The sequence below is a fragment of the Dietzia sp. CH92 genome (assembly GCF_032248695.1).
Classification (GTDB): Bacteria; Actinomycetota; Actinomycetes; order Mycobacteriales; family Mycobacteriaceae; genus Dietzia.
Genome location: NZ_JAVHXC010000002.1, coordinates 297,161 through 321,474 on the forward strand (window position 1 = coordinate 297,161; position 24,314 = coordinate 321,474).

General features: G+C 70.4%; 20 protein-coding genes. 4 read left to right on the forward strand and 16 right to left on the reverse strand.

What is annotated here, in order from left to right; translation table 11 throughout:
* Window positions 1–124 precede the first annotated feature (124 nt).
* From RWK90_RS04785 to rplJ, 14 genes are all read right to left on the reverse strand, one after another.
* Entirely contained in the window at window positions 125–3,613 is a 3,489-nt protein-coding gene (locus tag RWK90_RS04785; RefSeq protein WP_314035308.1) for a DNA-directed RNA polymerase subunit beta, read from the reverse strand.
* Between the two features lie 436 nt (window positions 3,614–4,049).
* Complete coding sequence (locus tag RWK90_RS04790) at window positions 4,050–4,766, reverse strand: hypothetical protein (protein ID WP_314035310.1); 717 nt, start codon at window positions 4,764–4,766, stop codon at window positions 4,050–4,052.
* A gap of 19 nt (window positions 4,767–4,785) precedes the next feature.
* Window positions 4,786–5,520, reverse strand: coding sequence for a hypothetical protein (locus RWK90_RS04795; protein WP_314035312.1), 735 nt, complete (start codon window positions 5,518–5,520; stop codon window positions 4,786–4,788).
* 53 nt (window positions 5,521–5,573) lie between these two features.
* Window positions 5,574–6,818: an MCE family protein gene (locus tag RWK90_RS04800; RefSeq protein WP_314035314.1), complete on the reverse strand. Its 1,245-nt coding sequence runs from the start codon at window positions 6,816–6,818 to the stop codon at window positions 5,574–5,576.
* Window positions 6,815–8,086, reverse strand: coding sequence for an MCE family protein (locus RWK90_RS04805; RefSeq protein WP_314035316.1), 1,272 nt, complete (start codon window positions 8,084–8,086; stop codon window positions 6,815–6,817). The genes RWK90_RS04800 and RWK90_RS04805 overlap by 4 nt, the downstream gene beginning before the upstream one ends.
* Window positions 8,083–9,312, reverse strand: a complete 1,230-nt coding sequence (locus tag RWK90_RS04810; protein WP_314035926.1) for an MCE family protein — start codon at window positions 9,310–9,312, stop codon at window positions 8,083–8,085. The genes RWK90_RS04805 and RWK90_RS04810 overlap by 4 nt, the downstream gene beginning before the upstream one ends.
* Window positions 9,312–10,334: an MCE family protein gene (locus RWK90_RS04815; RefSeq protein WP_314035318.1), complete on the reverse strand. Its 1,023-nt coding sequence runs from the start codon at window positions 10,332–10,334 to the stop codon at window positions 9,312–9,314. Before RWK90_RS04815 ends, RWK90_RS04810 begins: the two co-directional genes overlap by 1 nt.
* Window positions 10,331–11,422, reverse strand: coding sequence for an MCE family protein (locus RWK90_RS04820; protein WP_314035320.1), 1,092 nt, complete (start codon window positions 11,420–11,422; stop codon window positions 10,331–10,333). The genes RWK90_RS04815 and RWK90_RS04820 overlap by 4 nt, the downstream gene beginning before the upstream one ends.
* On the reverse strand, window positions 11,419–12,855 hold the full coding sequence (locus tag RWK90_RS04825; RefSeq protein ID WP_314035322.1) for an MCE family protein: 1,437 nt from the start codon (window positions 12,853–12,855) through the stop codon (window positions 11,419–11,421). Before RWK90_RS04825 ends, RWK90_RS04820 begins: the two co-directional genes overlap by 4 nt.
* Window positions 12,852–13,661, reverse strand: a complete 810-nt coding sequence (locus RWK90_RS04830; protein WP_314035928.1) for an ABC transporter permease — start codon at window positions 13,659–13,661, stop codon at window positions 12,852–12,854. Before RWK90_RS04830 ends, RWK90_RS04825 begins: the two co-directional genes overlap by 4 nt.
* 48 nt (window positions 13,662–13,709) lie before the next feature.
* The gene (locus RWK90_RS04835) at window positions 13,710–14,540 is read right to left on the reverse strand and encodes an ABC transporter permease (RefSeq protein ID WP_314035324.1); all 831 of its coding nucleotides are present in this window, start codon (window positions 14,538–14,540) and stop codon (window positions 13,710–13,712) included.
* 26 nt (window positions 14,541–14,566) lie between these two features.
* On the reverse strand, window positions 14,567–15,760 hold the full coding sequence (locus RWK90_RS04840) for an ATP-binding cassette domain-containing protein (RefSeq protein ID WP_314035326.1): 1,194 nt from the start codon (window positions 15,758–15,760) through the stop codon (window positions 14,567–14,569).
* A 222-nt stretch (window positions 15,761–15,982) separates the two neighbouring features.
* Complete coding sequence (gene rplL, locus RWK90_RS04845) at window positions 15,983–16,369, reverse strand: 50S ribosomal protein L7/L12 (RefSeq protein ID WP_314035328.1); 387 nt, start codon at window positions 16,367–16,369, stop codon at window positions 15,983–15,985.
* 60 nt (window positions 16,370–16,429) lie between these two features.
* Window positions 16,430–16,942 (reverse strand): 50S ribosomal protein L10, encoded by a 513-nt coding sequence (gene rplJ / locus RWK90_RS04850; RefSeq protein ID WP_314035330.1) that lies wholly within the window; start codon window positions 16,940–16,942, stop codon window positions 16,430–16,432.
* A 332-nt stretch (window positions 16,943–17,274) separates the two neighbouring features.
* Between rplJ and RWK90_RS04855 the strand changes: the two genes are divergently transcribed.
* Complete coding sequence (locus RWK90_RS04855; protein WP_314035332.1) at window positions 17,275–18,258, forward strand: diacylglycerol kinase family protein; 984 nt, start codon at window positions 17,275–17,277, stop codon at window positions 18,256–18,258.
* A gap of 28 nt (window positions 18,259–18,286) precedes the next feature.
* Here RWK90_RS04855 and RWK90_RS04860 read toward each other — a convergent pair whose 3' ends face one another.
* Window positions 18,287–18,877 (reverse strand): TetR/AcrR family transcriptional regulator, encoded by a 591-nt coding sequence (locus RWK90_RS04860; RefSeq protein WP_314035334.1) that lies wholly within the window; start codon window positions 18,875–18,877, stop codon window positions 18,287–18,289.
* 39 nt (window positions 18,878–18,916) lie between these two features.
* Window positions 18,917–19,726: a lipase gene (locus RWK90_RS04865; RefSeq protein ID WP_314035336.1), complete on the reverse strand. Its 810-nt coding sequence runs from the start codon at window positions 19,724–19,726 to the stop codon at window positions 18,917–18,919.
* Window positions 19,727–19,813: 87 nt separating this feature from the next.
* Between RWK90_RS04865 and RWK90_RS04870 the strand changes: the two genes are divergently transcribed.
* The 3 genes from RWK90_RS04870 to RWK90_RS04880 are packed head-to-tail and all read left to right on the forward strand — an operon-like array spanning window position 19,814 to window position 24,308.
* Window positions 19,814–21,841, forward strand: coding sequence for a multicopper oxidase domain-containing protein (locus RWK90_RS04870; RefSeq protein ID WP_314035338.1), 2,028 nt, complete (start codon window positions 19,814–19,816; stop codon window positions 21,839–21,841).
* Complete coding sequence (locus tag RWK90_RS04875; RefSeq protein ID WP_314035340.1) at window positions 21,841–22,992, forward strand: alpha/beta hydrolase; 1,152 nt, start codon at window positions 21,841–21,843, stop codon at window positions 22,990–22,992. Before RWK90_RS04870 ends, RWK90_RS04875 begins: the two co-directional genes overlap by 1 nt.
* Window positions 22,989–24,308: an oxygenase MpaB family protein gene (locus tag RWK90_RS04880; RefSeq protein WP_314035342.1), complete on the forward strand. Its 1,320-nt coding sequence runs from the start codon at window positions 22,989–22,991 to the stop codon at window positions 24,306–24,308. Before RWK90_RS04875 ends, RWK90_RS04880 begins: the two co-directional genes overlap by 4 nt.
* Window positions 24,309–24,314 lie beyond the last annotated feature (6 nt).

The following is a 24,314-nucleotide window of genomic DNA, read 5'->3' on the forward strand; positions in this document are numbered from 1 at the left end:
TAGGCGTCCTTTCCCGGGTGGGATGATGGCGGGCCCTCGCGGGGTCGGGCCGGGGGCCCGCCGTGGTGGAACTGAATTCTTCGGGTGCGGGGCGGACGGCAGATTCTGCCGCCCGCCCGCCTACTTACTGCGCCAGCTCGTCGGCCGCCGAGGACTCGTCGCGTGAGAGGTTGATCCCGAGGTTCGCGGCGGTGCGGTCGAGGTCGTCGTCGTCACCCTCGCCCAGGGAGACCGCCTGCCCGTCGCTGGAGAGCACCTCGACGTTGAGGCACAGCGACTGCAGCTCCTTGAGGAGGACCTTGAAGGACTCCGGGATGCCCGGCTCGGGGATGTTCTCGCCCTTGACGATCGCCTCGTACACCTTCACGCGGCCCACGACGTCATCCGACTTGATCGTGAGCAGCTCCTGCAGCGTGTACGCCGCACCGTAGGCCTGCATCGCCCAGCACTCCATCTCACCGAAGCGCTGGCCACCGAACTGGGCCTTACCGCCCAGCGGCTGCTGGGTGATCATCGAGTACGGGCCCGTGGAGCGGGCGTGGATCTTGTCGTCCACCAGGTGGTGCAGCTTGAGGATGTACATGTAGCCCACGGCGACGGGGTACGGGAACGGCTCGCCGGAGCGGCCGTCGAACAGGGTCGCCTTGCCGTCGCCCTTGACCATCCGCTCACCGTCACGGTTCGGCAGCGTGCAGTCGAGCAGACCGGTGATCTCGGTGTCGGCCGCGCCGTCGAAGACGGGGGTGGCGGTGTTGGTGCCGGGCTCGACGCTGTGGATCTCCTCCGGCAGCTTGGACGCCCACTCGGGCAGGGAACCGTCCGCCTCGCGCGGCACCTCCCAGCCCGCCTTGGCCAGCCAGCCGAGGTGGGTCTCCATGATCTGACCGATGTTCATACGACGCGGGACGCCGTGCGTGTTGAGGATGATGTCCACGGGCGTGCCGTCGGGCAGGAACGGCATGTCCTCGGCGGGCAGGATCTTGCCGATGACGCCCTTGTTGCCGTGGCGGCCGGCGAGCTTGTCGCCGTCCTGGATCTTGCGCTTCTGCGCCACGTACACGCGGACCAGCTCGTTGACGCCCGGGGGCAGGTCGTCGTCGTCGTCACGCGAGAACACGCGCACGCCGATGACCTTGCCCGACTCACCGTGGGGCACCTTCAGCGAGGTGTCGCGCACCTCGCGCGCCTTCTCACCGAAGATCGCGCGGAGGAGACGCTCCTCGGGCGTCAGCTCGGTCTCGCCCTTCGGGGTGACCTTGCCGACGAGGATGTCACCGTCACGGACCTCGGCGCCGATGCGCACGATGCCGCGGTCGTCGAGGTCCGCGAGGACCTCGTCGGAGACGTTGGGGATGTCCCGGGTGATCTCCTCGGCGCCCAGCTTGGTGTCGCGGGCGTCGATCTCGTGCTCCTCGATGTGGATGGACGTGAGCACGTCCTCCTCCACCAGGCGCTGCGAGAGGATGATCGCGTCCTCGTAGTTGTGGCCCTCCCACGGCATGATCGCCACGAGCAGGTTCTTGCCGAGCGCCATCTCACCGTTCTCGGTGCAGGGGCCGTCCGCGAGGACCTGGCCGGCCTCGACGCGGTCACCCTCGTCGACGATCGGCTTCTGGTTGGAGCAGGTGCCCTGGTTGGAGCGCGCGAACTTGGACAGGCGGTAGGTCTGGCGACCCCCGTCGTCGTCCATGACGGTGATGAAGTCGGCCGAGACCTCCTCCACCACGCCCGGGTTCGAGTTGACGATGACGTCGCCGGCGTCGACCGCCGCACGCAGCTCCATGCCGGTGCCGACGAGCGGCGCCTCGGAACGCACGAGCGGGACGGACTGACGCTGCATGTTCGCGCCCATGAGCGCACGGTTGGCGTCGTCGTGCTCGAGGAACGGGATCATCGCGGTGGCGACGGAGACCATCTGGCGCGGCGAGACGTCCATGTAGTTGACGTCACCGGGCTCGACCATCTCGACGTCACCGTGCTTCTTGCGCACGAGGACGCGGTCCTCGACGAAGCGGCCCTCGGCGTCGATCTCCGAGTTGGCCTGGGCGACGACGTAGCGGTCCTCCTCGTCGGCCGTCAGGTAGTCGACCTGATCGGTGACGACGCCGTCGACGACGCGACGGTACGGGGTCTCGATGAATCCGAACGGGTTGACCCGGGCGTACACCGAGAGCGAACCGATGAGACCGATGTTCGGACCCTCGGGGGTCTCGATCGGGCACATGCGGCCGTAGTGCGAGGCGTGGACGTCGCGGACCTCGAGGCCGGCGCGCTCACGCGAGAGGCCGCCGGGACCGAGCGCCGACAGGCGACGCTTGTGCGTCAGGCCCGACAGCGGGTTGTTCTGGTCCATGAACTGCGACATCTGGGAGGTTCCGAAGAACTCCTTGAGCGCCGCGGTGATGGGCCGGATGTTGATCAGCGACTGCGGGGTGATCGCCTCGGAGTCCTGCGTGGTCATGCGCTCGCGCACGACGCGCTCCATCCGGGACAGGCCGACGCGGACCTGGTTCTGGATGAGCTCGCCGACGGTGCGCAGACGACGGTTGCCGAAGTGGTCGATGTCGTCGACCTCGACCGGGACCTCGCGGCCGCCGGCGACCTGCATGCTGCTCTCGCCGGCGTGGAGCCGGACGAGGTATTCGATGGTCGCGGCGATGTCCTCCCGGGTGAGCGTGGTGGTCGCGTCGCCCTCGGGATCCGGCAGGCCGAGCTTGCGGTTGACCTTGTAGCGGCCGACGCGGGCCAGGTCGTAGCGCTTCTCCTTGAAGAAGAGGTTCTCCAGGAGGGCCTCGGCGGACTCGCGGGTGGGCGGCTCGCCCGGACGCAGCTTGCGGTAGATCTCCAGCAGGGCCTGGTCGGTGTCCTCGACCGTGTCCTTCTCGAGCGTGGACATCATGATCTCGGAGAAGCCGTAGCGCTCCTTGATCTCGGTGGTGGTCCAGCCGAGGGCCTTGAGCAGCACGGTGACGGACTGGCGACGCTTGCGGTCGATGCGCACGCCGACCGTGTCGCGCTTGTCGACGTCGAACTCGAGCCACGCACCGCGCGACGGGATGACCTTGACGGAGTGGACGTCCTTCTCCGTCGACTTGTCGCGGGACCGGTCGAAGTACACGCCCGGCGAGCGGACGAGCTGGGAGACGACGACCCGCTCGGTGCCGTTGATGATGAACGTGCCCTTGTCTGTCATCATGGGGAAGTCACCCATGAAGACGGTCTGGGACTTGATCTCGCCGGTCTCGGTGTTCTCGAACTCCGCGGTGACGAACAGGGGCGCCTCGTAGGTGCGGTCCTTCTCGCGGCAGTCCTCGAGAGAGGCCTTGACCTCTTCGAAGTAGGGCTCCGAGAACGAGAGCGACATGGATCCGGAGAAGTCCTCGATCGGGGAGATCTCCTTGAGGATGGACTCCAGGCCTCCCTCGAGGTTGGTGGTACCGCGCGAGGCGGCCCTCTTCTGCCACTCCTCCGAACCGATGAACCACTCGAACGACTCCGTCTGGAGGTCGAGCAGCCCCGGGACCGGCAACGGCTCGGTGAGCTTCGCGAACGAGACTCTCCGGGGCGCACCGGGAACGGTGGAGACTGACGTGGTCTGGCGGGAGACTGCCAAGATGGGTCCTTCCAGCACCTCACGTGATCACCACGGGCGGTGACCACAGATGTATCTGCGAGCGGTCCGCCGACGGTTATCCCCCCAGGTCCGCGGCCGGATCGAAGGCTCGGGAACCACCCGGTGGAACCGGGGACGAGCCGTCACGGACGAACGAGTGGGCAAATAGCAGCCAGCGCAACGACCTAATCTAGCGGAAGGCGGCGACAAAGTCCAGCCTTCGACGGGAGACCCCCGGAGGCTGCTCATATCCGTGGCGCGGCGTCCGTCTCTGCGCTGGTTGCCCTCGTGGCTCTCGCCTCATCGGCCCCCGGTCGGGACGTCGCACCCGGGCGGTGTGGATCACGCCCGATGCTTCTAAAGGGTGACGGGTGAAACCCCGTTCGTCAAGGATCCGACTCGGTCAGGTCCCGGATCGGTGCTGCCACAGCCCCCGTCAGGAGGGCAGATCCGGGATCCTCGACAGCTTCCACACCCCGTCCACCTTGTCCAGACCGACGAGGTAGGTCCCGCTGGTGCTGCCCGCGGCCACGCCGTCACGACTCATCGACACGTCCTGGACCAGCAGCACCTCGGCCTTGTCGCCCTGCAGGTACGACAGGCCGGCCTCGCGGACGACCGCGTCGACGGTGGTGGCGGTCTGCTCGTAGCTGTCGCGCAGCGCCGGCCAGTTCCGGTCGAGCTCCTCCACGAGCTCCGGGGTGAGGAACTCCCCCAGCGAGTCGTGGTACTGGTCGAGCTCGCGGTGGTCGATCGCGACGAGTCGCTGCACGCTGGTCGTGGCGGCGGCGAGGACCTCGTCGGTCCCCTGCTGGTCGACGAACGCGCGGTTCTCCACCGTCACGCCGGGGCCGGTCGCCAGGAAGGCCCCCGCGCCGCCGGCGATCAGGCCGACCGCCACCGCGGCCGTGGCGAGGGCGACACCCGAGGGACGACGACGAGGGACGCGCCCGCCCGGGTCGTCGCCCGTCACCGCGTCGTCCGCGCGGTCCTCGCCTGGTCCGGCGTCGAACGCGCGGTCCTCGCCTGGTCCGGTGTCTTCGGGGCCGGCGTCTTCGGGGCCGGGCGCGGGCCGGGTCGGCCCACCGTGGCCGGCGAGGCGTCGCCTGGCCTGCGGGGTGGCCTGCTTCTGGGTTCTCTTGATGGGTGGCATCAGCTCGTCCCGCCCTTCGTCATCGTCCGGCGGTCGTGGTCGGCGCCGGTGTGGTCTGGCCCGCCGCCGGCGCGTCGTCGGACTCCTCCGCCGCGCCTGCGCCCTGCTCCCCGGTCCCCCGACCCTCGGTCTCCTGGCCGGCGGACCCCTCCTCGGGCACCGCGAGTTCCTGCACCGAGCGGCTGGACTGTCCGACGGGCACGGTCACCCCGACCTGGTTGACCGCGTCGGCCTTCCACCGGCCGTCCACGCGGGTGAGGTCGACCCGCATGGCCTGACGGCCGGTGATGTCGTCCTGACCCTCGCGCTCGGAGTGGGCCGTGAACACGACCAGCACCGCGGCGTCCCCGGCGTCCCGGTCGAGGGACTTCACCGCGGTGTGGGAGACGGTGGCCGTGGTGACCGCCTTCTGCTCGAGGACGCGCGTGCGTACGTCCTCGGCCCACTGCTCCTGCTCGGCGAGGAAGTCGCCCGTGGACGCCTCGGCCAGCTGCGCCAGCGAGTCGTCGACGTCGCGGTGGTCGAAGCTGAAGGCGTTGATGATCACCTGCGCTGCCGCCTCGGCGACCTCCTCGCGGTCCTGCGCCACCTGGTGCGCGGCCCGCGCCTGCAGGTAGCGCGTCCCTCCGACCCCCAGCACCGCGAGGCCGGCCACCAGCACGATGACGGCCACGACGGCCAGCCACCTGGGGACGCCGCCCCGGGTGCCCTCGACCGCGGGCTCCGTGTCCCCGTTCGTCTCCTGCGAACTCATGGCGGCGACGGTACCGGACGGGCGTCCTGACGGGTGATCGCCCGGTCTGCCCGTCACCGTGGGATCAGCCCCTGCAGGACCGCCAGCTGCTCGGCGGCCACGGACAGGTTGAGGCGGTCCGGGTCGATCTTCGGCGTGGCGTCCCACGGCTGCGGGACGTCGGGGTGCGCGTACTCGACCCGGTCGGCGCCGCGGACCGCCGTGGGGCTGCCGAACGGCACCGTGCAGCGGGCCTCGTAGTTGGGCGGGAAGTTCTGCTCCTGCGGGTCGAAGGACGGGTCCTGGGCCTTGAGCTGCTCGATGATCTCGTAGGTCCCCTCGTAGCCCTGGGTGCACGGTGTGGGGTTGTCCATCTCCAGCACCAGACCGAAGTGGATGGTGCCGTCGCCGGGCGCCACCGACAGGCCACCCGCGGACAGCGCGGGCAGCAGCTGCAGCAGGACGACGAACGACGGAGCCAGGGGGTCGACGGTCTTCATCGTGGTGGACAGGTTGCCCACCGCCCGCGTGAGTGGCTCGCCGGAGTTCTCGACCAACGCGCGGGTCTCGTCGGCGAACTCGGGCGCGGTGGTGATGAGTCGCTCGAGGTCGGAGTCGGAGTCGCGCAACGCCTCGGCCACGGTGCGCAGGTCCCGGGAGAAGCTCACGATCTCGCCGGACTGGTCGGCCTGGGTGTCGAGGACGGTCGCCCCGTCCCGGATCAGCGCCTGCAGCTGCGGCATGGTGCGGATCCCCTCCTCGGAGAGGCGGATGAGCGAGTCGGACAGCTTCTGGAGCTGCGGGCCGCGCCCCTCGAACGCGTCGCCGAGTTCGTCGACCATCACCTCGAGGTCGTCCAGCGGGACCGAGCGCGTGAGATCGTCGACCGAGGCCAGGAGGTCCTCGACACGCACGGGCAGCGCCTCGCGACCGCCGGAGATCACGTCCCCGTCCTGCAGGTGGGGTTCGGTGTAGCTGTTGGGCCTCAGGTCGACGTACTGCTCGCCGATCGCCGAACGGTTGGCGACCACGGCCACCGTGTCCGCGGGGATCGACGGGGCACCCGAGTCCAGGTCGAGCTCCACGCGCACCCCCTGCTCGGTGAGGGTCAGCTCCCCCACCCGACCGACGGGCGTGCCGCGGTAGTTGACGGCCGCGTTGGTGAACACGCCGCCGGTGTCGGGCAGCTCGAGATACACCTTGTACTGCCCGATCCCCAGCAGGGAGGGGAGCCGGACGTAGTTGGCGCCGACGTAGGTGATGCCGAGTGCGGCGATCACGCAGAAGGCGATGAGCTGGGTTCTCAGTGTCTTGCTCATCGGTATCCCGGCTCCCCTGGTTCAGGCAGGTAGTTCTCGGAGAACTCCGAGGTCCCCGGCGCGGGCCGGGGCACGACGGCCCGGTCCATGACGGGCGGGACCGGGAGGAGCGGCAGGACGATGGTCGTCCGCCGGTCGGGACCGTTGTCGCCCTCCCACGGGTTACCCGGGTCGACGTTGTAGGGACCCCGGGTGGTGGTGGGCCGCAGCGGCACCGGGTCGCCCTGGTTGGCGCCGAGGTTGCGGAGGGTCTCCGAGATGGTCGCGTCGATGGACAGGAAGACGTTGGCCGAGCCGCCGATGGTCGAGCGGATCGACGAGTCGGGGAACGGGAACGTGGGCACGAACCCGGTGAGCTCGATGAGGTCGGGGGTGGACTCCCCGAGGTACTGCAGCACCGGGCGCAGGGCCCGCAGGTCGGCGATGAGATCCTCCCGGCTGGTGAGCAGGATGTCGGAACCGACCTCGCCGAGGGCGTCGATCCGCCGCAGCATCTCGACGAACTGGGGGCGCTGCTCCTCGAGGACCGCCACCCCGGCGGGGAGTTCGTCGAGCGCGGCCTGGATCTGTTGACGCTGGTCGTTGGCGCGCGCGGTCATGAGGTTGACGCCCTCGAGCGCGGCGGTGATGCTGTCGCGTTGTCGGTTGAGCCCGGCGATGAGTTCGTCCGCCGATCGGAGCGTCTCGGTGAGTCCGTCCTCGCGGCCGTCGGTGGCCTTGCGCAGTTCGGCCACGATCGGCTGGAGCTGGTCCACCCCGCCGCCGTTGAGCAGCAACGACAGGGCGCCGAGGACCTGTTCGATGTCGGTGGCGGTGCGGGTGTTGGACGTGGCGATGACGTCGCCGTCCGCGAGCCGGCCGGTGGGCGGCTCGTCCTCCGGCGGGGTGAGCTGCACGAACTTCTCCCCCAGCAGGTTGGTCTGCTGGATCGACGCCTCCGCGTTGGCCGGTATCTCCAGGTCGTCGCGCAGGACGACGTCCACCTGCGCGGTCCACCCGTCCTCGGCCAGCGAGATGCCGGTGACGCGACCGGCGTCGAGCCCGTTGACCTTGACGGTCGACTGCAGCACGAGGTCGAGAACGTCGTCGAACCGGATCGAGACCTCCATGGGGTCCTCGCCGACGTCGGCGCCGCCCGGCAGGGTGTAGTCCTCCAGGTTCATGGAACAGCCGGCGGCCACGGCCACGACGAGCGCGGTGGCGCCCAGCGCCCGGGCGGCGCGGACGGCGCGGGCCGTCCCGGCCACGGCGGTGGTGTGTCGCCTCATCCCCGTCCCCCTTCCGAGGCGGGGGTCATGGGCCACCCGCGGTTGCCCTCGACCGTCCCGGGCACCGGGATGGACTGCTTCATCTCCCCCTCGAGGATCCCGAGCGGCAGGTCGGGGTTCGACGTGCGCAGTTCCTGGTTGCGCTGCGGGGCGAGCGCCTCGCACGCCTCGATGTCGGCGCGCCGCATGTTGTCGAGCTCCTGGAAGAGCTCGTTGCCCGGGTTGAGCCGGCCCAACCGCATGATCGTGCACAAGATCCCGGCGGGGTTCTGCTTCTCGGGGATGTTCGGGCGCATCGACAGGGTGCCGGACTCCGCGTCGTAGGCGTTGATGAGGTTGGCCAGCGCCAGTGGCGCGGTCTTGAGGATCTCCTCGAGGTCGTCGCGCTGGTCGGCGGTGATCTGGCTGAGTGTCACGAGGCGGTCGGCGTTGCTGCGGATGACGTCCTGGTTGTCCCGGACGAGTCGCGCGACGTCGGCGAGGGCGTAGCTCAGCTCGCCGAGCGCGCCCTGGAGGTCCTCGCGCTGCCCGGCGACGGTCTGGTTGAACGAGGCCATCTGGGAGTTGAACTCGCGGACCTGGGCGTCGTTCTCGGCGAGCATGGTGACGAAGGACTGCAGGTTGATGACGGTCTCGCTGATGTCCTGGCTGGAGTCGGCCAGGGTCGTGGCGGCGCGGGACAGTTCGTCGATCGAGCGTCCGAGGGCGGCGCCGTTGTCGGCGAGGGTGTCCGCGGAGGTGGTGACGAACCGGTCGAGCGCGCCGTCCCGGTTCGCCCCGTCCGGGCCGAGGGCTTCGGTGAGGTCCCGGACCGACGCGTACAGCCGGTCCACTTCGACGGGGGTCGCCGTGCGTTCGATCGGGATGTGCGCGCCGGACTCCATCGTCGGTCCGCCGGAGTACGCGGGGACGAGTTGGATGTTGCGGTCCGGGATGACGGACGGCGTGACCTGGACGGCCTTGGCGTCGGCGGGGACGTCGACGCCGCGGTTCACGTACAGACGCACCTCGACCGTGTCCCCCATGGGCGTGACCTCCTCGACGGATCCGACGGTGACGCCGAGGATCCGGACGTCGGTGCCCTCGGAGACCCCGACCGCGGACGGGAAGGTGGCGGTGATGGTGGTCCGACCGAGTCGGGTCACGGCGAGGTAGGTGACGGCCACGACCGCGACGACGACGACGAGGAGCAGCGCCACCAACCAGTACGGCAGCTTCTTGTGCATCACTTGATCCCACTCTGTCGGGCCGGCGTCCGGGCGCCCGGGTAGAAGGGCGGTTCCGGCGCTCCCGGCGGGATGAGGTTGGTGACCACGGAGTCGAACCAGCGTCCGGTGCCGAGCATGTTGGCGTACAGCCGGTAGAAGGGCGCCAGGTTGTGGATGGACGTCTTGAGTTCCTCCTCGTGGTCGGTGAGGATCTCGAGGGCGGAGTCGAGGCTGTCCAGCGTCGGCCCGAACTTCGCCTCGTTGTCCGCCACCAGCAGTCGGAGTTCAGCGGACAGGCCCCTCGTCGACGCCAGGACCAGCTTGAGGGTCTCGGCGCGGTCGTTGAGCTCGCCGAGCAGCTGGCCGGTGCCGATGATGAGTCGACGGAAGTCGTCGTTGCGCTCGGCGAGGATCTCGGAGCTCGTCCGCGTCGCCTCGAGCAGTTGGCGCAGCTCGGTGTCGCGGCTCGAGATGGTCTGGGACAGTCGCGCGACACCGTCGACCGCGCTGCGGAACTCCTCGGGCGAGGCCTGCATGGCCTCGGTGAGGGTGTCCAGGCTCCGCGCGAGGGCGACGTCGTCGATCTCGTCCAGCGTCTCGGCCGCCGAGGAGAACGCGGTGACGACGTCGTAGGGGGCGACCGTGCGGTCCAGCGGGATCGGCTCCGACCGGTCGAGCTCGCCCGTGCCCGCGGGGTCGAGCGCGAGGTACTTCTGCCCCAGGACGGTCTTGACCTGGATGCTCGCGCGCGTGTCGTCCCCGAGCCAGGCGTCCTTGGCGCGGAAGCCGACGAGGACCTTGTCGCCGTCGAGCTCGACGTCCGTGACAACGCCCACCTTGATCCCGGCGACGCGGACCTCGTTGCCCCCGGTGAGACCGGCGGCCTCGGAGAAGTACGCCTCGTACTTCGGACCCGCACCCACGACGGGCAGGGCGTCCAACCGGAAGGAGCCGAGCGTGAGCACGAGGATCGTGATCACGCCGATCGCCCCGATGGTGGCGTTCCCGAATCGTGGCTCACCCGGCCTGCGCCTGCTCACGGGATCCCTCCTTCATGGCATCGCGGTGCGACGTTGGTGTAGAGCACGTGGTTGAGCGTGGCTCCTCCGCTCGGGAGCAGGTTGGGCACGTTGTTGCCCGGGCCGTGGACGATGTCGGCGCCGCAGAGATAGAACTGGAACCACGAGCCGAACGAGCCCATCCGGATGAGGTTGTCGGTCTTGAGGGGCATGTTCGTCAGGACGTCGCTGAGTTTCTCCTCGTTGTCGGCGAGATTGTCGGTGACGAGTTTGAGGTGGTCGAGCGATTCGGTGACGGCCGGACGCGTCGCCGTGACGACGTTCTCCGCTGAGGACGTCAGGTCCGCCATCGAGTCGAGCGAGCTGCCGACGGCGTCGCGCTCCGCGGCCAGACCCTCGACGAGTTGCCGGGTGGTCACCACGAGTTGCTGGAACTGCACGTCCCGCTCGTTGATGGTCTGCAGGACCCGGGTGAGGTTGTCGATGACCTCCCCGATGACCCGGTCGCGGTCGGCGAGGTGGTTGGTGAGCTGCCCGGTCTGGCGGACGAGGCTCGTCACGGTTCCGCCCTCACCCTGCAGGACGCGGACGAGCGAGTCGGCGAGGGCGTTGACGTCCTCCGGCTGCAGGGTGGTGAACAGCGGGCGGAACCCGTTGAACAGGGCCGTGAGGTCGACGGCGGGTGAGGTCTTCTCGATCGGGATCGTGGTCCCCTCGGGGAGGGTGGGCTGCACGGGACCAGGCTCGCGCGCGATGTTCATGTACCGCTGGCCGATCATGTTGCGGAACCGGAGGCTGAGGTGCACGTTCGCGGGCAGGGTCCGGTCCCCGGAAAGCGTGAAGTACACCTTCGCCTGGTCACGCTCGTGGATCTCGAAGTCGGTCACGTGGCCCACGACCACGCCCGCGATCCGGACGTCGTCGCCCTTCTCCACCATCGTGGCGTCGGAGAAGATCGCCGAGTACTCGGTGCCCTCCTCGCGGGTGCCGCCGCGGATGGTGGTGGCGAGGATCGTGGACAACAGGCCGGTGACGACGATGAAGATGACGAGCTTGACGAACGAGGACAGCAGCCCCCCGCGGAACAGCGCCCTGAGTCGGGTCCTCACCTGAACTCCACCTCCGTCCCGCGCAGTGCCGGCGCACCGATGGCCCCGATCCAGGCCGGGATCTCGGCCGCGTCACGGGAGGTGGCGACACCGTAGACCGTGCGCACGGTGTCGGTCTCGAGCGGCGACCCGGCGTAGGCCATGGCCATGACGCCCGCGTCGCGGCCCGCGGTGACGGTCGACGGGAACGGCAGGTTGGGCTGCTCGGGGACCGCGCGCCCGGGCGCCGCGGGGACGGAGCCACGGACCCGCAACGGCGGCACGGGGCCGTCGAGGTCCAGCGGGTTGGGCAGCGTGGGCATGCTCTGCGGGCCGGGGTTACGGGACGGCGGCTGGAAGGAGCCGTCGGCGATCGCCCCGCCCGGCGCCATCGGGAAGATGTCGGGCTCCTGGACGGGTTCGTAGCAGCGGGGCCCGCGCGTGTCGAAGAAGCGGGGTTCGTCCTGGTTGGGCACGTACCGTCCCTTGGGGTTGACCACCTCGATGGTCACGCGGATACCGGGGTGCGGGTCGCCGACGCCGAGGATCGCATCGGAGCGGTCCAGGGCGAGCATGAAGTTCTCCACCGTGCACGGCAGAGCCGGCGAGTACTCGGCGAGGTACTCCAGCGAGGTGCGCGAGTCGGCCGCCAGGGCGATGAGATCCGCGCGGTTGTCGGCGAGGAACCCGGTGACCACGTCGGCCGAGCTGCTGATGCGCTGCAGCCCGTCGGCGATGTCGGTGCGGCGCTGGATCACCGTGTCGCCGGTGGTCCGCAGGGCGTCGAGGGCGTGGATGAGGTCGGGCAGCGCCTCGGAGTAGGTCTGGGAGAAGGTCGCCAGGTCCTCGAGGCCGGCCTCGAGCGCGGGCATCTCCTGCGTGATGCCCTCGAAGACCTGCCCGATCTCCACGAGGCTCGCTCCGATCTCGTCGCCGCGGCCGGCCAGTGCCTGGTTGAGGGCGCCGAGGGTGCCGGCCAGCTTCTCCGGGGGCACGGCCTCGAGCACGGGCAGCAGCCCGTCGAGGACCCGGCCGAGCTCGACGGCGTTGCCGCGGGTGTCCTGCTGGATCGTCGCCCCCGGTTCGAGCGCGCCCGCGGGCGCGTCGGGGAAGCCGAGGTCGACGTACCGCTCGCCGAAGAGGGTCTTGGGAAGGAGGCGGCCGCTGATGTTCCCGGGCAGCTGGCCCATGAAGTCCGGGTCGAACTCCATGTTGACGCGGACCTGTTCACCGTCGGGCTCGACGCCCGAGACGCGACCGACGAGGACTCCCCGCGCCTTGACATCGGCGTCCACGGGCAGGGAGTAGGCCATGTCGTCGGTGACCATGGTGACGGTGTCGGAGGAGGTGAACGCCCGGTTGTAGACGGCGATGGTGGTGGCGACGAACGCGACCGCGATGACGATGAACAGGGCCGCCAGGAGCCGCTTCCGGGTCGGTGACAGGTCGTTCATCCGGCCACCCGCACCGTCGTGGTGGTGCCCCAGAGGGCGAGTCCGACGAAGAAGTTGAGGATGGCCACGACCACGATCGTGGTGCGGACCGCGCGGCCGACCGCGACGCCGACGCCCGCGGGACCGCCGGTGGCGGTGAACCCGTAGTAGCAGTGGATCATCACGAGCACGAAGGCGAAGATGATCACCTTGACGAAGGAGTAGATCACGTCCTCCGGTGGGAGGAAGAGGTGGAAGTAGTGGTCGAACGAGCCCGTGGACTGCCCCTGGACGAGCGTGTTCACCCCCCTCGTGGCGAGGTAGGACGACAGCAGGCCGACCACGTACAGCGGGATGACCGCGATGAACCCGGCGATGATCCGGGTGGTGACGAGGTAGGGCACGCTGGGGATCGCCATCACCTCGAGCGCGTCGATCTCCTCGGAGATCCGCATGGCGCCCAGCTGCGCGGTGAATCCGCATCCGACCGTGGCCGACAGGGCGAGAGAGGCGACCAGCGGCGCGACCTCACGGGTGTTGACGTAGGCGGAGAGGAAGCCGGTGAGCACCGAGCTGCCGATCTGGTCGAGCGCGGCGTATCCCTGCAGGCCCACGACCACGCCGGTGAAGCCGCTCATCATGACGATGACGCCGATCGTCCCGCCGAGGACGGCGAGCACGCCCACGCCGAAGGTCACCTCGGCGATGAGCCGCAGGACCTCCTTGCGGTAGTGGACGATCGTCTGCGGGATCCACCGGATCGCGCGGAGGTGGAAGGCGAGTTGGTCGCCGAGGGAGTCGAACGCGGCGACCGGGCCGCCGATCATCGCCCGGATACGGGCGCGGGTGGGGCCGACGTCGGTGTGGATCGCCATCTACGACCCCTTCGGCGGGACGATCTGCAGGTACATCGCCGTGAGGATGAGGTTGGCGAAGAACAGCAGGAGGAAGGTGAGGACCACGCCGAGGTTGACGGCGTCGCCGACACCCTTCGGGCCGCCCTTGGGGTTCATGCCGCAGTAGGAGGAGACGACTCCGGCGATGAGGCCGAAGACGAGGGCCTTGAGCGAGGACATGATGAAGTCCGGCAACTGCGCGAGCGCCCCGAACGACATCAGGTAGGCGCCCGGCGTACCGCCCTGCAGGAGGATGTTGAACACGTAGCCGCCGGCGATGCCGACGATCGAGACGAGCCCGTTGAGCAGGACGGCGATGAGCATCATGCCCAGGACGCGGGGCACCACGAGCCGCTGGACCGGGTCGATGCCCAGCACCCTCATGGCGTCGAGCTCCTCCCGGATGGTGCGGGCGCCGAGGTCGGCCGCGACCGCGGAGCCCGCGGCACCGGCGATGAGCAGGGAGGTCACCAGCGGCGCCCCCTGCTGCACGACGGCGAGGACGCCGGTGGCCCCGGTGTACGCCTCCGCGCCGAGCTGCTGGACGAGCGACCCCGTCTGCATCGCGACCACCGCGCCGAACGGGATCGCCACCAGCGCCGACGGCAGGATCGTCACCGACGCGATGAACCAGGACTGCCCGATGAACTCACGGAACTGGAACGGCCGCCTGAATATGCCCCGCAACACCTCGAGGAACAACCGGAACACCTTGCCGGCCTCGCCGAACGCGGTGCGGACGCCACCGCCGACGTCCGACGGCGACACCCCGGTCCTCTCCTCAGGCTGCTGGGTCGCACCCTCCGCCATCTACTCTCCCCCGGCCTCTCCCGCCTTCAGCTCTGGTCAGAACCGTAGTGGTCGTCGAGTCCTGACGGGCTCGCGCCTCCCGGCGTGGCGGCCGGAGCGGGGGTCGTGGCGGGCTGCGCGGTGGCGGCAGCGGGGGTCGTGGCGGGCTCTGCGGCCGGTGCGGACTCGTTCCGCGCCGACCCCGGGACCCCGGACGCGGCGGCCGGGGCCGGGGCGGACCGCCCGTTCCCGTGCCCGCGGGCAGCCCACTCTGCTCGGATCGCCTCCTGCGCCTCGGGCGGAAGGGTGTCGAGCATCTCGGCCACCCGCTTCTCGCGGCGCAGCTCGCCCTGACGCTCCGGGCCACCGGGGGTGGGCTGCATCTGCGGCGGAACGCCACGCAGTTCGTCCTCGCCGGGGGAACCGTCGTTGTGGCCGGCCTCGGCCTGCTCCATCTCCGCGCGCATCTGCGCGTCGTCCTTCTCCTCGGACATGCCGATGGGGCCGAGCTTCGATCCGCGCAGGAACTGACGGACCGACGGTTCCTCGCTCGTGAGCAGCACCTCCCGCGGGCCGAACATCACGAGGTTCTTGCGGTAGAGCATGCCCAGGTTGTCGGGCACCGTCCGGGCGAGGTTGATGTTGTGCGTCACGATGAGGATGGTGGCGTCGATCTGCGCGTTGATGTCGATCAACAGCTGCGCGAGGTAGGTGGTGCGGACGGGGTCCAGGCCCGAGTCCGGCTCGTCGACGAGGATGATCTCGGGGTCGAGGACCAACGCGCGGGCGAGGCCGGCCCTCTTGCGCATACCGCCGGAGATCTCGCCGGGCAGCTTGCCCTCCGCGCCCATCAGACCGGTCAGTTCCAGCTTCTCCATGACGATGTCACGGATCTCGGATTCCGACTTACGGGTGTGCTCCCGCAACGGGAACGCCACGTTGTCGTAGAGGTCCATCGACCCGAACAGGGCGCCGTCCTGGAAGAGGACGCCGAACAGCTTCCGGATCTCGTAGAGCTCCTTGGCGGTGCACTGCAGGATGTCCGTGCCGTCGATGATGATCTTGCCGCGCTCGGGGCGCAGCAGTCCGATGAGCGACTTGAGGAAGACGGACTTGCCGGTACCCGACGGGCCGAGGAGCGCACTGACCTCACCCTCGGGAAGGGTGAACGTGACGTCCTCCCAGATCTTCTGCGAACCGAAGGACTTGGTCAGACCCTCGACGGAAACCTCGACACCCACGTCAACCACTCCTCACTGCAGCCATCATCTGTGGCCACGGTCACTGTAAACTACCGTCTCCCGCGCATGCTTTGTTACATGCCCGGGAAAAGTGTTCCGCCGGGGTCGCCCGGAGCGCGTGTGGGCGTGCAGGACCGGCGGCCGGTGAGCGGGTCGGGAAATGACCGCAGGGGCGGCCCGGCGGTGTGCCGGGCCGCCCCTGTGGAGCGGTGGTGCGTCAGGTCACTTGAGGGTGACGGTGGCACCGGCCTCTTCGAGCTTGGTCTTGGCGGCCTCGGCGGCCTCCTTGTCGACCTTCTCGACGATCGCCTTGGGGGCGGACTCGACGAGGTCCTTGGCCTCCTTGAGGCCCAGGCCCGACACGATCTCGCGCACGACCTTGATCACGCCGATCTTCTTGTCGCCGGCCGACTCGAGGACGACGTCGAACTCGTCCTGCTCGGCGGCGGCCTCGCCACCGGCAGCCGGGGCGCCGGCAGCGGCGACGGCGACCGGAGCGGCCGCGGTGACCTCGAAGGTGTCCTCGAACAGCTTCACGAACTCGGAGAGCTCGAGAAGAGTCATCTCCTTGAAGGCCTCGAGCAGCTCGTCGTTGCTGAGCTTCGCCATGGTGGCGTCCTTTCTGTTGGTCCCGGTGCCGTCAGACGGCCCGGAAGCATGTGGGGTGTGTCAGTTCTTCTTGTCCTGGAGCGCCGCGAACAGACGTGCCAGCTGCGAGGCGGGCGCGTTGAACAGGCCGGCGGCCTTGGCCTGGTTGCCCTTGAGGGCACCGGCCATCTTCGCGAGCAGGACCTCGCGGGACTCGAGCTCGGCGATCTTGTCGAGCTCGTCGGCGGACAGCGGGGCGCCGTCCATGACGCCGCCCTTGATGACGAGCGCCTTGTTGTCCTTGGCGAAGTTCTTGAGCGCCTTGGCGGCGTCCACGACCTCACCGGTGACGAACGCGATGGCGGTGGGGCCGGACAGGAGATCGTCGAGACCCTCGACTCCGGCTTCCTCGGCCGCGCGCTTGACCAGGGTGTTCTTGGCCACGGTGTACGTGGCCGCGCCACCCAGCGTCTTGCGCAGCTCGGTCACCTGGGGAACGGAGAGTCCGCGGTACTCGGTGACCACGGCGGTGGAGGAGTTCTGGAAGTGCTGCTTGATCTCCTCGACGGCCTGGACCTTTGCGGGCTTTGCCATGTTTCGCCTCCTTTCTGCATCATCTCGCCCGGGAGAGACACGAACGCCCCGTGCGCAGGCGGCACGGGGCGTGGAGGAGGCGGCCCGAGGGCACGCCGTCTACGCTGACCGGTGTTCTCCTGCGCGGGCCGTCCGGGCGCTCCCGGACCCTTCGACCACTCCCGGCGGGAATGGCGACCTGCGGTCTTCGGTGAAACTTGATCAGGCGCCCGGGGGCCTGGACCTCCGGGCGTTCAAACTTCGGCCCCAAGGGTATAGGCGGCGGACCCCGCTCACCAAATCGCCCCGGCCGGCGAATGGCGGCAGGATCGGCTTTCTGACAGATTGGTCCCGTGTCCCCAGCCTCCTCCCGCCTCGCCGTCGTCTACAACCCCACCAAGGTCGGCATCGACGAGGTGCGCCGGCGCGCCACCGCGCGGGCCTCCCGGCACGGGTGGACCGATCCCCTCTTCTACGAGACCACGGAGGACGATCCGGGCACCGGTCAGGCCGCCGAGGCGGCGGCGCAGGGCGTCGGTCTGGTGATCGCGTGCGGCGGCGACGGTACGGTCCGCTCGGTCGCGCAGGGACTGCTCGGCACCTCCGTGCCCATGGGCGTGGTCCCGCTCGGCACGGGCAACCTCCTGGCCCGCAACCTCGACATCCCCCTCGACGACGTCGACCGCGCGCTCCGGGTGGCCATGACCGGCCGCTCCCGCGGCATCGACCTGGGCGAGGTCCGCTACACCGACGGCGAGGGCGTGTCCCACGACGACGTGTTCCTCGTGATGCTCGGCGCGGGGATGGACGCCGACATGATCGCCGGGACCGACGACGACCTCAAGGCACGTGTCGGGTGGTTCGCCTACGTCGGCGCGTTCGCCTCCACCCTGCTGCGCGGCCACCGGATCCGGGTGGACTACTCCCTCGACGACGGCCCGCGGGTCCAGACCCGGGCCCGGACCCTGCTCGTGGCGAACTGCGGGATGCTGCAGGCGGGGATGGTGTTGTTGCCGGACGCCGTGATCGACGACGGGCTGCTCGACGTGATGGCACTGCGGGCGAAGGGCGCGATCGGGTGGGTGCAGGCGGGCGCGGTGCTCGCGCAGCACACCGTCCGCCACCGCGTCAGCGCCCTGCGGCGCAGCGGCGGGGCCGCCCCGGAGCCCGAGCGTCACGAGACCCGCCCCGTGGACTTCCGTCAGGGGGTGGGCGTGTCCGCACGCATCCTCGAGAAGCCCGCGGCGTTCCAGATCGACGGCGAGGACTGCGGGAGCGTGACCGAGTTCTCCGCCCGGATCAAGCGGAGGGGTCTGACCGTCCGGGTCGCGCACTGATCCCGCCCGACGGGGGTGCTGCCGCGCGTCAGGCGTCGCGGCGGACCAGGAGCGCGAGCACGTCGTGGATCTCCTCCACGGTCGGCACCGGCAGCGCCGAGCGTCCGTAGACGAAGCCGATCCCCGCGTACACCAGGACGCCCGCCCGGATCCTCGCCTCGCGCTCGGAGAACCCGAGTTCGACGAACGCGTCGTGGACGACCCGGAGGATTCGCCGGTCCAGCTCCGCCACGGCCTCGGCGACGGTCTCGTCGGCGCGGGCCCACTCGCGCACCGCCGCCTCGCCCTCCCAGGCGCGCGACTCGACCAACATGGCGCTCATCGTCTCCAGGCGCTGGTCGGGCGGCATCTCCTCCATGGAGACCAGTCCGCGCGCGGCGTCCATCTCCTGGGAGAAGTAGAGCCGGGCGATGGCGGCCATCAGGGCGTCGAAGTCGGAGAAGTGCCAGTAGAAGCTGCCCTTGGTGACGCCGAAATCCGCGCACAGTCGGCTGATCTTGACGGCGGACCGGCCCTCGGTCATGAGCAGGTCCAGGCCGGCGCGGGCCCAGTCCTCGGCGGAGAGGCGCCCGGTGCGCGGCGCGCTCGGGCGGGCCGACCAGGTCGATCCCTGGGTCATCCGTGCGTCCTGCCGTGTCGCGTCATCATCTCGGCCAGCCTACGTCGGACCGAGGGCGTCCACGACGAGACGGCGCGACCCGGGGTCGCGGCCGAGTTCACCGTGCCACACGGCGGGTCCGTGGTCGGCCGTCCCGAGGACGTGCACCCGCGTGCCCGGCGGGGACTGCCCGAGCGGCGGATGGATCAGCAGGTCGCCGGGAGAGACGATGTCGGTGTACGTCACGCCCGGCGTGCGGACGCCGTCGGCATGGAGGCGGGTCAGGAGCTCCGAGCCGCGGACGGCCTCCCGACAGCCCTCGCAGAGCGGATCCATCCACGTCCGCTCCCAGGCCAGGATCGCGTCGAACGTCCCCAGCGCCCGGCTGAGGTCCTCGATGTCGGCGAGGCCGAGCACGTTGGTCCCGTTCCACACCGGGCCGATCGTCACCAGCGCGCCGACCGGGGACGGACCGGGCTCCGCGAGGTGGATCGCGCGCTGGACCACGAGGCCGCCGACCCCCTTCGCCACGACCGGCACCGGCTCCGCGCCGGTCCCCCACCCCGCGACGCGGGAGAGCTCGGCCGCGCCCGTCTCCACGCCGGTCAGGCCGCCGAGCGGCAGGGGCACGTCCCGCGGACGCGGTCGCCCCCACTCGAACGCGACGGGACACCACCCCGCGGCCCGCAGGTCGGCGGCGAGCGGCTCCCAGTCGGCGGCCGTGCCGGCCAGATCGTGGACGAGTACGACCTCCGCGCCCCGGCACCGCCGCGGGTCACCCGGGTCCGCGGCGGCGAGACCGGCCGGTCCCGCCAGGACCGCGGCAACTGTGACCCCGGCCAGAACGCGCCGGACGACTGCTCGGAACACGTGCCCTCCCCGATCGGTCGACGAACCCCACCGTCCAGACCATACCGTAGGGTATTGTGACTCGCGTCATAGTCCAAGGAGGTCTCGATGCCCCAGTCCGAGGTCCCCGGGCGCGGGCCGGTACTCAACCGGCGCCGCCTGCTCGGCACCGCCGCCGGCGTCGCGGGAGCGGCCCTGGTCGGCGCCGCCGCGACCCGCGCCCAGAGCGGCCCGGGCTCGCTCGGCCCCAGTCCCCTTCTCTTCCACTCCCCCGATCTCGAGCCGTACGTCGACGAGCTCCCCCGCCCGGACGTCATGCGTGGCGAGAGCCTCGAGTTGGCCGCGCGCACGGGCACGCATCGTTTCCACCGGGACCTGCCCCCGGCGATGACCCTGGGTTACGGAGCGGCGGGCTACCTGGGGCCGGTGATCGAGGCACACTCCGGGGTACGCACCACCCTGACGTTCCGCAACGAGATCACCACGCACCCGCACGCCGCGGACATAGACACGAGCCTGCACGGGCTCTCGGAGTCCGTGCGGACCCGGGTCCCCACCTCCCTGCACCTGCACGGCGGCGTCACCGAACCGGCGAGCGACGGCCACCCCGAGCAGCTGTCCCTGCCCGGACAGGGTCATGTGCACCACTTCGACAACCGCCAGGACGCGGCCGGGCTCTGGTACCACGACCACGCCATGGCCATCACCCGGCTCAACGTGTACGGCGGCCTCGCGGGCGGCTACCTGCTACGCGACCGGTACGACACCGGCCGGGCCGACAACCCCCTCGGCCTGCCCGCCGGCGACTTCGAGATCCCCCTCGTCCTGCAGGAGAAGATCGTCCGACCCGACGGCTCGGCCTCCATGCGCTCGACCCCGATCGTGCCGGAGGGCCACTGGGAGGGCGGCGCGGTGGGGGACGTGGGCCTGGTCAACGGGGTCATCTGGCCGACCGCGGACGTCGCGCGCGGCCTGTACCGACTCCGGATGGTCAACGCCGCGTCGTTCAGCAACTGGATGCTGCACCTGTCCCGCCCCCTGGACATGTGGGTCATCGGGATGGAGGGCGGCCTGCTGCCCGCGCCGGCGAAGGTGGACCGCTTCCGGCTCGGCCCCGGTGAGCGGGCGGACGTCCTCGTGGACTTCTCGGCTCTCGCCCCCGGCGAGACCGTCGAACTGCTCAACGCCGAGGAGGCGGCCCCGCAGGCCGCTCAGATCGGCGCCGTGCGGCTGGAGCGCCTGATGCGCTTCCGCGCCCTCGCCGCCCGTGGGCACTCCGGTCCCGTGCCGGAGACGCTCCGCGGCGGGGCCGGGCAGCCGGCCGCGCTGCCCCCGATCGTCGCGGCCCCGGCGGTGCGCAACGTCTCGCTGAGCCAACCCAGCGACATCCGGATCCCGCCGTCCATGATGAGCCTGAACAACCTGCGCTGGTCGAGTGAGCAGATCGAGATGCCCCGCCAGGGCTCGGTGGAGATGTGGAACATCGTCAACGCCACGCCGGACCCGCACCCGATCCACCTCCACCTGGTGCACTTCCGGGTGCTGTCGCGCCAGGCGATCGACACGATCGCGATGTGCCTGCGGCAGCCGCAACCACCGACGGGTATCAAGTGGACCCCCGATCCGGACCCGTACGTCGTGGGCCCGGTGCGCGCGCCGGAGCCGTGGGAGACGGGGATGAAGGACACCGTCATCGCCGACCCCAACTCCGTCACCCGGGTGCTGGTCCGGTTCCCCACCGCCGACGAACTCGGCTTCGACCCCGACGGGACCTTCTCCGCGACGGTCTCACTGCCCGGTGGCCCCGCCGGCGGAGACGGCGGCCAGGGCGGCCACGGTCTCACGGGCCACGGCCACGGCCTCGGCCACGGCCACGGCCACGGGCACGGCGGAGGGCATGGCGCAGCGACGCACGGTGGCCCCCACGGCGGCACCCACGACCTCGCCCAGAAGACGCCCCACGACGCCCACGACGGCGCGCCGACGATCGACCGCCTCGGCGGGGACTACATCGGCTCCGTCGCTCCCCCCGCCGCCCATCACCGCAGCGGAACGCTGCAGGGATACGTGTGGCACTGCCACATCCTCGACCACGAGGACCACGACATGATGCTCCGCTACAGGACGGTGATCTGATGCCCGGCGCGCCCACCCCGGTCGACCACTTCCAACGCATCCCCTACGAGCCGGCCACCGACGGCCGGATCGAGATGCACTCCGGTCTGTCCCGCCACTACCCCACGCTGCACGCCAACCTCGTGGAACTCCCCGGGTCCTCCCGCCGACGCGGCGTGATCATGTGCCACCCCGCGTCCAACTTCCTCAGCCACTTCCTCCTGGGCGCCCTCGCACGGGCGGGCCAACCCGCGATGGGGCTGAACACCCGGTACGCCAACAACGAACCGGCGCTGCTCATGGAGCGGGCGGCGGCCGATCTCGGCACGGGGATCCGGTGGATGCGGGAGGAGCTCGGCTTCGACCAGGTCGTGCTCCTCGGATTCTCCGGCGGGGGTTCCCTGGCGACGTTCCACCAGTCGCGCGCCGAGGGCGCCGAGGCCGCCGACGCCCTCATGCTCGTGGGTGCGCACCCGGGCCGGGCGCGGGTCCTGCGCCACTGGATCGACCCGTCGGTCACGGACGAGGACGACCCCTGGTCGGTCGACCCCCGCCTCGACCTCTACGCCCGGGGACGCACCGCGCCCTTCGACCCGGACTGGGTCACCGAGTACCGGACGGCGCAGGCGGAACGGATGCGGCGGATCGACCTCCGGGCGTTGGACGCGCTCGAGCGACTCGAGGCCGAGGGCGGGTCCGACCGGGGGTTCGTGGTGCACCGGACCACCGCCGACCCGCGCTTCCTCGACCTCACCCTCGATCCCAGTGACCGCGAGGTCGGATCGATGTACGGCGATCCCCGCGCCGCCAACACCGCCGCCGGGGGTCTGGCCCGCTTCGTCACGGCCCGCAGCTGGCTGAGCACGTGGAGCCCCGACCACACCTCCGCCGACGCGCTCACCGACCTGCCCCGCATCACCGACCCGACGCTGGTGATGAGCCTGCTCGGGGACCAGGCCGCGTTCGCGGAGGACTCCCGGCTCATGGCCGGCCGCTCGGGCGACCCCGGGGTCGAACTGGTGGAGATGCGCCACCTCAACCACTACCTCGTCGACCAACCCGCCGGGCTCGATCAGGTGATCGGTGGGCTCGTCGACTGGATGGACCGGCGCCTCGACGGCGCGGGCGCGGCCACATCCCACGCACCGCAGGCCGAGAAAGGACTGTCATGACCCGCACCACCGATTCCGTGACCATCGAGGTGGGTGACGACGTCGGCATCCGCACCGACCGGCCCGCCGTCCCCGAGGGCGTTCGCTGCCCGACACGGTTCGCCTACTGGGAGGGACGCGAGAACCCCGCGTTCCGACGGATCCGCTCGGCCCTGCTCCGGTTGACCGGATTCGACCTGCTGCCCACCGACGAGCAGGCCGCCGCTGTCTGCGCCGACCTGTTCTCCGGTGATCCCGTCGCCGAGCGGTTCGTCGACGAGGTCTACCACGGCGAGACCGGGCCGGTCCGCGCCCGCCAGATGCTCGACACGGCGCTCACGGAGGGCATCGACGCACTCGACGAGGTCCCCGACTCGATGCGCGAGTTGTTCGCCGAGTTCGAGACCGTGCCCGACTGGGTCGATCCCGAGCTGATCGAGGAGGGCGCCAGGATCTGGCGACGCTGGGGCACCATGCTGTTCAGCTTCGCCGGCGCCGAGACTCTGGAGATCTACACCGAGTCCGCGGTCGCCACGCCGCTCTCCCTGGCCGGCGGGTACGCGGGGGACAACGCCCTGCGCCGCTTCCTCGAGACGTGCAGGTTCTGGATCGACGTCTCCGAGCCCGGCGCCCTGCTGCGGCCCGGTTCGCAGGGGCGCGCCACGGCGATGAAGGTCCGGGTCATGCACGTCTCCGTCCGCTCGCGCGTCGCCTCCCACGGCGAGTGGGACATCGAGAAGTGGGGCCTGCCGATCAGCCAGACCTACATGGTCCTCACCCTCATCGCCGGATCCGTTACCCCGGGGATCGCGCTGTGGGCCCTCGGATACCAGACCAGCCCGCGCGAGATCCGGGCCCTGATCCACTTCCAGAAGTACATGGGCCACCTCCTCGGCGTCCGGATGCAGTGGTACCCCGAGACCATCGCCGACAGCGTCCGGATGCTGCTCATGACCGTGCTGTCCCGCTCCCACGACTCGGGCGAGCACGGTCGCGAGCTCATCGAGTCCTACCCGCAGGCGTTCGCGCCGCGCGACGGCCACAGCGGGCTGCAGCGGCTACGCGAGCACTACAACTTCCGCATCAACTCGGTCTACTCCGCGATGTTCATGGCCCCGGGCACCCGCCGGAGGTACCGGATGCCCGCCGCCCTGCCGTGGGCGCTGATCCCCGTGGCGCGTTTCCCGCTCATCACCGCCATGGAGATCGCCCGACGGGTCCCGCCGGTCGGGCGGGTACACGAGCGCGTCATGTGCTGGCACCGCGAGAACTGGTACCGGGCACAGATGGCCGGCCGCGAGGCCGCGTTCGACGCCTCGGGGGCGCTGCGCCGCTGAGCGCCG